Source organism: Rothia sp. CCM 9416 (assembly GCF_048513535.1).
GTDB lineage: Bacteria > Actinomycetota > Actinomycetes > Actinomycetales > Micrococcaceae > Rothia.
This window is the reverse complement of the sequence record NZ_JBLXXR010000001.1, coordinates 151364-164147: the sequence shown is the minus strand read 5'-3', so window position 1 is coordinate 164147 and position 12784 is coordinate 151364. Positions and strand designations below refer to the sequence as shown.

Genomic DNA, 12784 nt, shown 5'->3' with positions numbered 1-12784 from the left:
ATTAGCCTTTTTTCTTGTGCGAGGGTGCGAGGGTGGTAAGAAGCTGGTGTTCAGCGAGGGAGAAGTCAATCATGGCATCGATGTCCACGCCTTCTACCTCATCGAGAATGAAGAGCTCAATCTTTCCGCCCAGACGGTTATGGAGGCTTTCATAGAGCTCTGTGCTGGTGATGTACATGGACCCGTTTTCGCGGTAGCGGAAGGTCTCACGGGTAAGTTCCTGCCTGCGAGGCCGATTCATAACTTCGTACTGTGCTGTCGGAGGCTCTGTTGCCGCCCAGATGAAGGGGCCGATGGGGATGACCCCCACCATGGAGTCCGAGTCTGAGTCTGCAAACTGGCGGATAGCCCGTTCCAGGGTGCCGGGTAGGCGGACGGGGCTGGTGGCCTGCAAGAGCATAACCGCATCCGGCCGTCTGCCGTCCTGCGTGTAGAAATCAATCGCGTGCTCAATCACCGGTTCGGTTGCGGTGGTGTCCTTAGCCAGGTGGGCCGGGCGGATAAAGGGCACCTCTGCCCCGTATTCACGGGCAGTATCGGCCAGTTCTGCGTCGTCGGTGGACACCACAACGTCTACTGTATGTTCACCTGCCAGAGCTTTCTGCGCCTCAAGAGCCTGCTCAATGGTCCAGGCAACCAGCGGTTTCCCAGCGATAGGCTTGAGGTTCTTGCGCGGGATTCCCTTAGACCCGCCGCGAACGGGTATCACGCAAAGAATACGCATGCTGTCTAGTTCTCCAATGATTGAGTGAGGATATGTGCGATGGTTTCCGCCGGTTCACGGCTCGGAAGCTGAGGTGCCGGGGTCGGTTCGCTCCCCCAGGGGCTCATGCCGTAGCGCTCCCAGAAATCCTGCAACCACTGCGGCGGATGCGGGTGGTAGACCCAAGCTGGAACCCCGCGAATAGCTGCTTCTAGGACCCCCGTTGAAAATACAGAGACTACCGGGGAATTTAGCGTGTTGAGGGGCTGATGACCAGAATCTATCTCTATACCCATTTTGGCCCACAACCTATGGGTAAGTACAGACAATTTATCTTTTTCACCGGGATGGGGCCTGTACGGTGCTCCGTGCTGACGGCAAAAAGTGTAGCCAGCGCGTACAAAGGAGGAGCGGGGTAGTTCTGCCCCGTGCATTTGACCTAAGAAAACAGGCCGATCTTGAAGTGACTGCTGAGCAACCTGAGGTGCTTTCTGCGCCGCATCATAGAAGAGTTGAGAACCCACCACGCGGTAGTCCACATCGCTTCGTCCTGAAATCCAAAACCGTGCGTCATCATCAGAAAAAGCTAGCAAAGTGCAGTTGGCAGGTAGCGGGGGGGCATAAGGCGTGATGAGTCCGTGTTGAACCACTAGGTAGGTGGCTTTTTGTTGTCGGGCAAAACGGTAGGCGGCAGCACCTAGCGGTAAGTAGTGTCCTACCGCCAGTACCTGTTGCACTGTGCATAGTTCGGAAAGCTCTGCTTCAACAATCGTTTGAGTTGTCCAACCCTGACCGGGTAAACAATCACTGACATCCTGCGGCGCAAATACTGCCATTGGAAGATCGGTGAGAAACTCCAAGGGACGCACCAAAGAACTCATAGTCGTAGGTGAGGTTGAATCTAACACCACCAGAACCTGGGGTTCACAGCCGCGAATATGCAGGACCCCGCTGACCAACTCCTCCTCGTCAGGAGCACCAGAACCTGAAACCAGACCCGTAACAATCGTGGGCAGATTCCGTGCCATACCTTTAAGCCTGCGTACACTATCTGCATTTTGCTGCCATTGGTACCAGGTGGCTAGGTCCTCAGGGATATTCAAACCATACTTGGTTACTTCCACAGCACCTCCAAGGCCTTGATGCGATGATCAAAAGTGTGCTCGTCCAGGGTACGTTTCTGCCCAGCCTCGCGAATCTGCTGTGCCCACTGCGGGTCCGCCAAAATGCGTTTGCACAGTTCAATGAGCTCATCCCCAGACTCGTATGCCAGTACTTCGCTTCCGACCTCGTAGTAGCGTGAAACGTCGGTACGGTCAATGATTTGTAGACCGCCCACACCAGATGCCTCAAAGGTACGCATGGTGAAGCCATCCTGATCCCCATGGATATTGAGGGTTGCGGGGGAACCTGCCATCAGGCCATAGGCCTCAGACCGGTCCAGGTCGCGGCCTGCAGGCACACCTGAGTCTTTCAAGTTCCGGCTACGTGCAACGTCCCACCAGTGACGCGACCACTGTTTTCCGTAGGCCTTCACCGGGACACCAGCGGATTGCAACTGGTTCAGCATCTGTTCACGCCCCAGGTAACGGGCCCCCACAAATGTAATGTCATGGTTTGGCTGAGGCCTGAAATGCATGGCAGAGTCAAAAGCTAGGGGTATTTCCACGGCATCAAAACCCTGGCCTTTAAGATTCTGGACGTCCGAAGGGCTATAGCTGGCTATAGGGCCGAGCAACCCCAGATCGAAGTCCTTATCTGAGTAGCGCATACGCCGTAACTCGTCGTACATCCAGGTAGCATACCGGGTGCAGGATTCCTGGAGGACATGCCACCAGGCGTCGCCTAGCTGATCGCCTTTAACAACCAGAACGATGTCGGGGCGCTCTTGGGTAAGCCGTGCGATGGCTTTATGGGTGACAAGGTTCTCGAACGATGCCGGCCGGAAACGCTCCGGCAGATCGTGCAGGGCCTTGTTCCGTACGCGCTCAGCTAGGTTAGTGGGCACATCGTACAGGTGACTAATGACTTCGTAGCCTTGCTTGCTGAGGGAATCAGCAATTGTTTTCCAGTATCCGTAGAAAACAGGAGAGACCAAAAGAAGTTTTGGTTGCTTCATTTATTCGGCTAGCCCTCGTTCGGTAAGTTCCTCAAGAGCGGTATCCCAGGCTTCGCTTTTCGCGCCGGGAACGGTCCAAGACTTGTGAATGAAATCAGCGATAGATTCGCGCGCAGCCCAACGGGCCTTGGGGGCACCGAGGGAGTAGGCGAAGCTCATATCGGCCAGGGCGTGGTTGATGTCGCCAGCTCGTTTAATCTCAACGTGCTCGATAACGGACTGTGAACCGCCGGGGACAGCGTCAATAGAGAACTGTGCCAGCTGGTCCAGGGTGATACGCTCACCGGATCCCAGGTTCAGAGTGCGCGGTGACTCTTCGATAGCCGGGGAGTTTTCCAAAGCCCAGACGATAAAACGGGCGACGTCTTCTACGTGAATGAAGTCGCGGGTTGCGGTACCGTCACCGTAGACAGAGAGGTTTTTACCTTCGCGGAGGCGGGCTAGGAAGGCTGCGAGAACACCGGTGTAGGGGTTGTGCAGGGCCTGGCCGGGGCCGATAACGTTCTGGGGGCGAATAACGGTTGCGGGGACCTTACCGGTGGTAACATCCCGGACAGCCTGCTCGCCTTGGGACTTGGTTTCACCGTAGACGGAGAGGGGGTTGTGGTCATCGTTTTCGGTGGTGCCGCGGTCTTCAAAGCCTTCGCCGTAGACGGCGCGGGAGCTGAGCGAGATAAGCGGTGCCTTCCATTTGACGGCGTACTGGGCTGCCAGGCGGGTGCCTTCCACATTCACACGGCGGTAGCGCTCGGTTTCGTACATGGACTGGGCGGTACCGGTTTCAGCAGCCAGGTGAATGATTGCATCGGCCGGTTCCAGGGCTTCCCAGGCTGCTGGATCGGACACATCCCCCACGATGATCTCACCGGGGAACTTCGCTTTTTCTGCCTCGATATCCTGGTGGACCTGTTCAAGGAGGTTATCGAGGGCAATAAGGGTGTGCCCCTGCTCTGCCAGGTGGGCTGCTACCTTAAGGCCAATGAAACCGACGCCGCCGGTAATAAGAATTTTCATAAGATTAACTTTCTAAGCGTTAGATGGAGAAGTGATGGCGCGGGGCCGGAACCCCAGCTACAGTGGCACCCGCAGGCACATCTCTAGTCACGTCGGCACCCGCGCACACGACCTTATTATCGCCGATAGTTACACCGCCAAGAATCACTGCATTCTGCCCGATCAAGACCTATTCGCCGATTGAGATAGGACCTGTTCCCAATACCTGAGCCAGGTTTTCTTTCAGATGTTCTGCAGAGTTGATCAGCAATGACTGTATTAGATCCGATGGAAACCTGGTCATAGGCGTGGATATGGCACCGGTGGCCAACGTAAACGCTATCCCCCATCGTTAGTTCCCTCTCGGCTTCAGCCTGCAACCAGCGCCCTTCAAAGATAGAGACATCTTTACCAAGGCTGATGTTCTCTAGGCCTCTAAGTTTCAGGGGCGAAACAATGACGGTTTTTTCAGCAAACTTTTTGAATGCCGCCGAATAGAGCGTTCGAGAAATCAGGCTAGATGTTATCCACCGCAGGGAAAGCATTTTCTCAACGATAGTTCGTCTTATCATGATGCCGCCTTGAGATAGGAGAGTTCCTGGTTCAGTATTTCTTTTGCCTTAACTCCGGGACTCCGGACTTCTCGAATCCTATTCACGGCAAAGTTAGCGTAACTGGTCAGCTTCAAAGCAACGATGAGCTTCTTCTGCTCATCCCATTTCTGCGCATATCTAAGGCGAGACTCAAGAAGCCAACAGCGACGACGAGTACTGTCGCCGCTGGAACCGCCGCCAAGGTGTTCGACCGTAATCGTTCCATCAAAGACTCGGGGAACTCCCCGGTCGCGCAGCCGGCGCTGCAGGTCTACCTCTTCACAGTTCATGAAGAATGTCTCATCAAAGCCACCCATCTCCAGGAACAGCTCTGTCGGTAGTATCATGCAGGCACCGATAACCCAATCGGTTTCAACGACTGCTCCGGTTGTGCATTTGAGGTCATGGCCCACCATACGGTGCCAGAAGTTAGTTGAACGGAAACGCGCTAAGGGTGTGAACCATTCCCACACATAGTGAAAGGTCGTAGGGAAGGCGCGGCCCACCCACTGGCCAGTACCCTTGTGGTCAACAACCTGGGGGCTGACCAGAGCACGCCCCAGGCGCTCACCGGAATCAACCATAGCCTGCAAGAAGTTGGGCTTGAGAGTCAGGTCGCTGTTGAGGATAAACAACCAGCGGCCGGTAGCTACGGCAGCCCCTGAGTTCACAGCGCTACCAAACCCGCCGTTTGCCTCCCGGCGGACAAGGCGCACTGCCTCGGTCTGGGGGAAGGGCTCAGGTGAGCAATCGTCCGCAACAATAATCTCGAACGAGTAGCCGGTATCTTGGTGCTTCAGCGCATCGATAAGTTCAAGGGTTGGCTCCGCTGAACCGTAGTGCGGAATAACGATAGAAATATCCAACGCTGAACCTCTCCCACTCTTCGTTTGAGTCGTCAGTACTAGTTAACAAGACCGTGTGTGCAGAGCCAGCACACTAAAATGATAGGATCCCGAGAAAAATGAAAACCCCCAAATATATAGTCCAACTGCCATTTTACATGGCAACCAATCCCCTCAGGAGAAGTTTTTACTGTGTTAGGTATTACCCGGTTGAGCCATCTACCCAGGTCAGATGAATCTCATAATAGCGCTCACACCTCTGAGCCTGCTTCCTCCCGGTAAAGTCGGAGATAAACCATTTCAAGAATCAGAAATATAGGTATATAAATAATGCCAACTAGCGCAGAAGAGAAACGCCAAAAGCATTACACCCGTCAGAAAACGCTGGTAGGTTCAATCAGCCAGAAAGTCAAAGGCTCTGGTCGGGCCGTTTTTGCTCGAGTTCTTACCTCTATCCGCCGGGGTCCCGATACTGTTCTCATTCCTCCTCCCTTTGCGCGAGGAGGGAACTGGCTCTTCGAGTGGATGGCCGCTCGCGCCCAGACCCAAAGCTCCGGGCTTCCAACACGACTCCAACAGTCAGCCGGAATGGAAAGCTGGCTCGCTGAGTTTCCCCGGCTACGAGAACTCACAGTTAGACCCCAAGATGTCAAGTTTTCGTTCATGCGGAAAATTGCCTTTCACCAAGACCTTGCTAAGCACTTCTCAGCCCATGACTTTTCGGACTTTATCGAGCAGTATTTGCTGACCTCTGAGTCCTTCTCACAGCGCCTTCAAGAGGCACGGCAGGTTGTCACGAGCGAAAGTATCGTCGTCAATATTCGCCGAGGAGATTACTACTCCAACCCTGTGATTCACCATGACTTTGGTATTGATACTGTCAGCTACGTTACCAAAGCAATACGACAGGCCATAGACGTTAAACCAGCTGACACCATCATTGTGACCAGCGACGACATTGGCTGGTGCAAAGAAAACCTAGCTTTCCTCGAAGCCTACGGAAAAGTTATGTTCGATAAAGATAATCCTGGAACATTTACCGACCTTGCTTTTGTGGCTGTAGGCCACCGGCTTATTTTGACCAATACAACTTTTGGTTACTGGGGAGGGTACATCGCATCCTTTACACACGGAGCTCAGGTCTGGATACCTAATATCCATGAACGAGCTAATCTTTTGGGTGACAGTCAGCGCCCTATGCAACACCTCGCTAACTGGAATGTGGTCACGCCCCCGCCAGGAGTTGAGACCTGGTTAGAGAGCGAAGAAAACTGAGATGAACCTTACTCACACATTTAAACAGATCAAGCATCAGGCTTACCTTGTAAACCAACAAATCAAGATAGCTCAGAAAGCGCGGGCAATCCGTCGTTCATATGAATTTGTTAGTCGCTACAGCTCACTCAACCACACCTTTACGCTCCCCCCACTCCCCCGTGTGCCGGGAATCTGGGGTATCGCTATGGTCAAGAATGAGGCGGATGTTATCGAGCAGGCTGTTAAGCACCTGCTTGACCAGGGGCTTGACCATATCATCATTGTCGATAACGGTTCAGAAGACAAGACCGTTGAGATCCTTCACGACTTAGCGCGCACTCACCCTATCAGTGTTGGCACCGATAACGAACCGGCCTACTACCAGTCGGAGAAGATGACATGGCTAGCAGATAAAGCAAAAGAACACGGTGCCACGTGGATTGTTCCTTTTGATGCTGACGAGTTCTGGTTCGGCACTGCAGGGTCGCTTGCTAGTGCTTTAGCTGTGGCACGAGAGCCGATTTTGGAGGCACTGATCTATAATCAGTTTCCCCAACCCGATGGGTCCTGGAAAGTAGATGCTACCCCGCACCAGGAAGCCAAAATCTGTTTCAAACCCAACAGGCCCTTTGTGGTGGCTATGGGTAATCACAGCCTGATAGGGCCGGGAAAAACCGGCACAAGCAAAATCGCTATTTTGCACCGGCCTTGGCGGAGCTTTGAGCAGTTCGAGCGTAAAATTCGACAAGGATCTGCCGCGCTACAACTCACAGACCTACCCGAGCACTTGGGGTACCATTGGAGATCTCTGAGCTTTGCCAGCAGCGATGAGCTTCGGCAAGTCTGGAGTAGACTAATAACCGGGGAAAAGGTCGAAGAAGATATTGCTTGGAAACCGTCTGGCAATCTCATTCCGCTTACTGAACCACTACCTAGCCGGTGGGAGAAGTTACCTCCTGGAATTTCAGTTCTGTAAAGCATTTAGAGGATTAAACCTAAATTTTTTCTTCCCCCCAAGATTTTCCAGGTATATTCCGGTCTAAGTAGATAACAAGCACAGACACCCCATAAAATTAAAAGTAATTTCGACTCCCTAAACAGGAATGTCGCGTACATAAGTTACAGGAGCCCCTTTGGTTAATACGAGCCTGCTTCAAAAACGAGCCTCTACCCTGACTCGCCTCATTCCGGATATGTTCCGCCCTTCCTTTTATCCAACTGCCCAGTATGCACGGGCTTTTTGGTGGAACGATACACCTAACTTCGGGGATCTTATTACCCCTTTCCTCTTACGCCAGATGGGGATAGCACCGATTCTTAAACCCGCCAAGTCTGCCGATTTACTGGGGGCTGGGTCCGTTCTCGAACTCCTGGGTGAAGACTACAATGGGATTATCTGGGGCTCTGGCAAGATGCATGAGCACGAAGAGACCAATCTCCCGCATGCACAATTTCTGGGAGTACGCGGTCATCTAACCCGGGCAGCATTAGGCTTATCTAAAGACGCCACTACTGTAGGTGATCCTGGCCTGCTGATGTCTGATTATGTGAAGCGTAAAGCCGCTACCGTGGATATAGCTGTCATTCCTCATTTTAGCCACCAACAAGAAGACTGGGTGCATGGGCTCAGAGAAGAAGCATCTCGCCGATCACTAAAAATTATCGACGTAGGTAACTCCCCCCTTAAAGTTGTAGAGCAAATCGCACAAGCTAGATACGTGTTAACAACTTCCCTGCACGGTCTTATCTGTGCAGATGCCCTAGGAGTTCCGGCTGCATGGGCTCTGCCAGAGCCAGTACTCGCCGGTGCCACCTTTAAATTCCGGGACTATTCTTCTGTCGTAGATCCGCAAGGGAAAATCGAGGGGCGTTTCGATTCGATAGAGAACCTCTTAAATCCCGATTCGCTCAAGCGTATCGCTCAGAGTCCTGATTCTGCCTTAGTTAAGGCAACACAGGAAAATCTTCGGAGTACCCTACAACGTATACCGCAGCTTCTGCCGACCCCCCACGTTCTGCCCCTCACTCTTCCTGTTCACCAGTATCGTCCATAGATAGAGAGCCATTATGAAAAGGCTAGAACTACTCGATACCACCCGTCTGGTTGCAGCGGTGATGGTAGTTTTTTTCCACTGGACTTTCAACGGAATTAACAATGGGAAGATTGGTACGATAGACCATCCTCCGAGCATCTCCCAAGTAACTCAGTATGGATACTGGGGAGTTACCCTTTTCTTCTTGATTAGTGGATTTGTTATTTCCTACTCGATACAGAGTAAAACCGCTCGTCAGTATGTCACGGCTCGTCTAACTAGACTCTACCCAGCTTTCTGGGTCTGTCTGCTCCTGACAACAGCTGTAGCTTTGTTAGTACGCCCAGGACGTGGAATGGATATTCAGGGTCCCGCCCAGTTTTTTGCCAATCTAACGATGGTTCCAAATTTGCTAGGCCAAGATTATGTGGATGGGGCTTACTGGACTCTAGGGTTTGAACTTTTCTTCTATTTCATTGTCTTGCTCATCATGCTCATAGGGCTGGCAAACTATCTGACCCCCATTATGATTGGGTGGGCTTTCCTCTGCGCGGCCGATGAGTTCCTCATACGTCATCAGGATTACTTCATCACTTCTCGCCCCTTCCCAGCTTTCATTGGGGGAGCCCTTATCGCCAGCTACGTTTTCGGGCATCGCTCTGTTTTCAAGCTACTAGCGATATCTTGTGCCTGGCTCTGCACCATCAGCAGTGAAGTTGGGTATTCCAAATTATTGGAGGCTATCCATCACCGCAACTATTCTTCAATTGTGGTGGCTCTTTTGGTTACATGTTTCTTCGCCATTCTGATGCTTAACGCTATACCCAGGATCCGGTTCATTAAAATACCTCACTCAAGGCTAGCGGGCGATCTGACCTACCCGCTCTATCTCCTACACGCACATTTGGGTTACATGGCCATAAGCATGTGGGCAAAGCTTGTCCGCCCAGAGCTTTTTTTGCTTTTTGTCGTGCTCCAGCTAGCTATCTTCATGCTTCTTTCCTATTGCGTTAACAGATATGCTGAAAGAGCTCTACGCAAGTTCTGGAAGATATTTTTTGACCGTACATTCGGATCCGTCATTGAGGGTATCGATAAGTTATTTATCCAGGTCCTTCCCTACCGCAGAACATCGCCCCCTTTCAAGGAATATAAAATATGAAACGTTCCCCCCTCCTCACTAATTTCAAGAAGATGGGGAATCTTTTTGATAAAAAAGCTAAAAGAACTCTCGTTATTATCGCGATTCTCTCTTCAGTTCTGGCTATCTCAGAAACCATTGCCATTGTCCTTGTTCTACCTCTTATCAATCTCGCTATGGGGCAGGAAAACGCTATACCCGGATTTCTCAAAAATTCGTTAGAAGCCTTGGGCATAGACCAGCCTTCAGGCCAGGGGTTAGTCCTTGTAATTGCGCTGATTTTAATCTTCATTACAAAAGATTTACTCACCATGTGGTTCAACTGGAGGCAATCAGGGTTCCTAGCCAACCAAAGGGTAAAGACTTCATCACGCCTCATGGAGCAGTTCATGTCCATGCCGTGGGGCTCTTTCCGGCAACGCACCACTGCGGAGATGATCCGCACTATGAACGATGCCACAGCGCAGGTCTATTCACTGGTAGTTGGTGGTTTCCTTGGGCTATCTAACGCTCTTATTACAACTCTAGCCATTCTGATAGCACTATTGATAGCCGTCCCTCTCCCTACTTTAGCTATCCTCGTTTACTTCAGTGTAGCCAGTTTTATCTACGGGCGAATCATTCGTTCTCGCACCTTAGCAGCAGGCGAACAAATTATGACTGCTTCTGTGCAAGGTTACCTGCGCGCGCTACATGGGCTGGGAGCATTTAAGGAAATTACTCTACGGCATACTGAAGAGTATTTTACGACCCATTACCGGCAGGCTGCACGTGAAGGTGCCTACGCGGCACGTTTCGCGTCCTTCCTATCGTCTATCCCTAAATATTTATTAGAGATTCTTTTTATCCTAGCTGTTGGTGGTCTACTTGCTTACATGTTCCTCTCAGCGGATGGGCCAGCTGCTCTAGGTGCTATGGCCTTGTTGGTTGCTGCAGGTTTCAGATTGCTCCCCAACATAGCACTTATTATCTCATCGACTAATAACATTAGCCTGGGCTCCAAGTCTTTGGACGTAGTTTTAGATGAGTTATACACCCAGTATCGCCCCCTTCCCACTCAACATGAGTATCTGGAACGCCTACCTTTCCATCACGAGATTGAGCTTAAAGACGTTCACTTTAGCTTTCCTGGGGCTGAGGAAGAAACCATCAAAGGCGTGAATCTAAAGATTCCTTTTGGAACCTCCGTTGCTTTTGTGGGGGGGTCTGGTGCAGGCAAAACTACAATGGTTGATTTAATTCTCGGGCTTCTGCCCGCCACTCAAGGTCAAGTATTAGCAGATGGAGTGGATATCCAGTCACATGTGCGTAGCTGGCAAGAAAACGTCTCGATGGTCGCTCAGGATGTTTACATGTCTGGCTGGTCTCTTCAACAGAATATCGTATTTGACAGTGATACCACCGACCCGGTACGTCTAAAAGATGCAGTCCGTCGTGCCCAGCTCGATGATTTAGTTGCCTCTTTACCCAAGGGGTTAGATAGCGAGTGTGGTGAAGGTGGTAGCCGTCTCTCTGGCGGTCAGCGCCAGCGGGTGGGCATTGCCCGAGCCTTGTATAGAAACCCTGCCCTACTGGTTCTAGACGAAGCAACCTCTGCTCTCGATAATTTGACAGAGAAAAAGATTACCGAAACGATTGATCGCCTCCACGGAGAGGTCACCGTTGTTGTTGTAGCGCATAGACTTTCAACCGTAAAAAACGCTGATCTTATCGTCTATATGAAAGACGGAAAAGTCAGCGCTACAGGCAGTTTCGTGGAGCTTCAGAAAAAGAGCCCCGAATTTGCCAAGCTTGTCGAGTTAGGTTCCTTAGACCGTGCTTAGAACACTTTAAGAGAAAAATCTCCGCCTGTTCTTGCATAAAATAGCTCCGCCCAGTGGCTAGGATTCTAGCTACCGGGCGGAGTATTTACTTCATTTTAAGGTTAAGAGTTCTGATGATGCTCACTATCTGGGTCCCAGGTATTCCAGATTAAAAACTTGCCCCTGCGCATGGGGCCTTCTGCTGCAAATTTGATCCGTTCATCGGGGCGACCATTCGAGATATTCTCCCAGACTTCCTGAATTTCATCACGCGTTAGTTTGCTCCCGGCCTCCCAATGCGGAGCAAACCACGAAAGGTCTTCCTGGGTGAGCTTTGAGCTGGTTGTACCCTGGCGGACCTTACGGATAATCTGCTCCACTCCCCTGTACTGGATATGCAAAATATCCAGGCCGCGCCCTCGCTGCCCAAGCCTTGTCACATTATGGTTCCCCGGAATAATAACCACAAACGGGTGCGAACGGAAAGCTACCTTACCGGGGAAAGAGTCGGCGCTATCCATAACCAGTTCTGTTCGTACTATGTCCTGCGGGGAATCAACGACCGGCACCGTGTGGTGGAACCCGGCGTACACAACAGATAGGTCGGTACTCAAAAAGTATTCTTTAAGGCTCTTGCCTTCGGCGTACCAGAACTCGTCACCGTCAAAAGGGATAATCCAGCGGGCACCTCGCTGCCAGGCCAGATGAGCCATATAGGTCATCTTTTCTGACTGTGCATGAACTGGGTTCACATCGCGGGCGATTAGAAGACGCTGATCTCTATTTGACCGTTCACATAGGTATTCCCAGGTACCGTCGTCAGACTGGTTATCGGCAATCAGTATCTTATCGACACCCTGTTTAAATAGGTGGTCAATAACGTGCGGCAAAATATCCAATTCGTTCTTGACCACCGTAATAGCCCAGAGCTCTTTACGCCCTACGCTGACCGGCGGGAGGGCACTGTGAAAGTGAATCTGGCGGATAGCTGCAATCTGCCGTTTGATTGCTTTAAGGCTTGCGTACTGTTTTACCGTATAGCTCAGTTGCCCCAGCTCTTGGCGCACCCGCTGGATTACTTTCAAGAATAGATACCTGTCTTTCAGAAACTACAAAAGGAGGACGGACTCCCCCGCGCAGAGCAGCTAAAAGCAATCTGGCAGGGAAAATTTCAACCGAACTACAGTCTAATCTAAGGAATTCAGCAACAACACGTTTTTTATCTCTACTGGTGCAGAGCAGACAAGTATCACAAAAAATTGTTATCTATTTCAACGCTACGTTCATATTCTCACCCA

General features: G+C 51.3%; 12 protein-coding genes. 6 read left to right on the top strand and 6 right to left on the bottom strand.

Translation table 11 applies throughout. The annotated features are described in order from the left end of the window. Position 1 precedes the first annotated feature (1 nt). Genes ACN080_RS00765 through ACN080_RS00750 form a run of 4 tightly spaced genes read right to left on the bottom strand, consistent with a single transcriptional unit; the run spans position 2 to position 3836 of the window. Positions 2-724 (bottom strand): cytidylyltransferase domain-containing protein, encoded by a 723-nt coding sequence (locus tag ACN080_RS00765; protein WP_419099866.1) that lies wholly within the window; start codon positions 722-724, stop codon positions 2-4. A 5-nt stretch (positions 725-729) separates the two neighbouring features. After that, positions 730-1827 (bottom strand): RNA-binding protein, encoded by a 1098-nt coding sequence (locus ACN080_RS00760; protein ID WP_419112797.1) that lies wholly within the window; start codon positions 1825-1827, stop codon positions 730-732. Beyond that, the gene (locus ACN080_RS00755) at positions 1818-2822 is read right to left on the bottom strand and encodes a CgeB family protein (protein ID WP_419112796.1); all 1005 of its coding nucleotides are present in this window, start codon (positions 2820-2822) and stop codon (positions 1818-1820) included. Before ACN080_RS00755 ends, ACN080_RS00760 begins: the two co-directional genes overlap by 10 nt. Beyond that, a complete protein-coding gene (locus ACN080_RS00750) occupies positions 2823-3836 on the bottom strand; it encodes an NAD-dependent epimerase/dehydratase family protein (RefSeq protein WP_419112795.1) in 1014 nt (337 codons plus the stop codon). It abuts the gene before it with no gap. A gap of 34 nt (positions 3837-3870) precedes the next feature. Here ACN080_RS00750 and ACN080_RS00745 point away from each other — a divergent pair, with 34 nt between their 5' ends. Further along, a complete protein-coding gene (locus ACN080_RS00745; RefSeq protein ID WP_419112794.1) occupies positions 3871-4020 on the top strand; it encodes a hypothetical protein in 150 nt (49 codons plus the stop codon). 363 nt (positions 4021-4383) lie between these two features. On the opposite strand, the gene ACN080_RS00740 is transcribed toward ACN080_RS00745, so the two are convergent. Further along, entirely contained in the window at positions 4384-5274 is an 891-nt protein-coding gene (locus tag ACN080_RS00740; protein WP_419112793.1) for a glycosyltransferase family 2 protein, read from the bottom strand. A gap of 309 nt (positions 5275-5583) precedes the next feature. On the opposite strand from ACN080_RS00740, the gene ACN080_RS00735 reads away from it, so the two are divergent. The 5 genes from ACN080_RS00735 to ACN080_RS00715 all read left to right on the top strand — a co-directional run bounded on the left by ACN080_RS00735 (position 5584) and on the right by ACN080_RS00715 (position 11507). Beyond that, positions 5584-6528: an alpha-1,2-fucosyltransferase gene (locus ACN080_RS00735; protein WP_419112792.1), complete on the top strand. Its 945-nt coding sequence runs from the start codon at positions 5584-5586 to the stop codon at positions 6526-6528. 1 nt (position 6529) lies between these two features. Continuing rightward, complete coding sequence (locus tag ACN080_RS00730) at positions 6530-7486, top strand: glycosyltransferase family 2 protein (protein ID WP_419112791.1); 957 nt, start codon at positions 6530-6532, stop codon at positions 7484-7486. 157 nt (positions 7487-7643) lie between these two features. Then, complete coding sequence (locus ACN080_RS00725) at positions 7644-8564, top strand: polysaccharide pyruvyl transferase family protein (RefSeq protein ID WP_419112790.1); 921 nt, start codon at positions 7644-7646, stop codon at positions 8562-8564. A 13-nt stretch (positions 8565-8577) separates the two neighbouring features. Beyond that, the gene (locus ACN080_RS00720) at positions 8578-9705 is read left to right on the top strand and encodes an acyltransferase family protein (protein WP_419112789.1); all 1128 of its coding nucleotides are present in this window, start codon (positions 8578-8580) and stop codon (positions 9703-9705) included. Further along, on the top strand, positions 9702-11507 hold the full coding sequence (locus ACN080_RS00715) for an ABC transporter ATP-binding protein (protein WP_419112788.1): 1806 nt from the start codon (positions 9702-9704) through the stop codon (positions 11505-11507). The genes ACN080_RS00720 and ACN080_RS00715 overlap by 4 nt, the downstream gene beginning before the upstream one ends. A gap of 101 nt (positions 11508-11608) precedes the next feature. On the opposite strand, the gene ACN080_RS00710 is transcribed toward ACN080_RS00715, so the two are convergent. Beyond that, complete coding sequence (locus ACN080_RS00710) at positions 11609-12571, bottom strand: glycosyltransferase family 2 protein (protein WP_419112787.1); 963 nt, start codon at positions 12569-12571, stop codon at positions 11609-11611. Between the last annotated feature and the right edge of the window lie 213 nt (positions 12572-12784).

What these genes read in the sequence shown, in the direction of transcription:
- ACN080_RS00765 (WP_419099866.1), bottom strand. Translation starts at nt 724, where the DNA reads ATGCGTATTCTTTGCGTGATACCCGTTCGCGGCGGGTCTAAGGGAATC.
- ACN080_RS00755 (WP_419112796.1), bottom strand. Translation starts at nt 2,822, where the DNA reads ATGAAGCAACCAAAACTTCTTTTGGTCTCTCCTGTTTTCTACGGATAC.
- ACN080_RS00750 (WP_419112795.1), bottom strand. Translation starts at nt 3,836, where the DNA reads ATGAAAATTCTTATTACCGGCGGCGTCGGTTTCATTGGCCTTAAGGTA.
- ACN080_RS00745 (WP_419112794.1), top strand. Translation starts at nt 3,871, where the DNA reads ATGGCGCGGGGCCGGAACCCCAGCTACAGTGGCACCCGCAGGCACATC.
- ACN080_RS00735 (WP_419112792.1), top strand. Translation starts at nt 5,584, where the DNA reads ATGCCAACTAGCGCAGAAGAGAAACGCCAAAAGCATTACACCCGTCAG.
- ACN080_RS00730 (WP_419112791.1), top strand. Translation starts at nt 6,530, where the DNA reads ATGAACCTTACTCACACATTTAAACAGATCAAGCATCAGGCTTACCTT.
- ACN080_RS00720 (WP_419112789.1), top strand. Translation starts at nt 8,578, where the DNA reads ATGAAAAGGCTAGAACTACTCGATACCACCCGTCTGGTTGCAGCGGTG.
- ACN080_RS00715 (WP_419112788.1), top strand. Translation starts at nt 9,702, where the DNA reads ATGAAACGTTCCCCCCTCCTCACTAATTTCAAGAAGATGGGGAATCTT.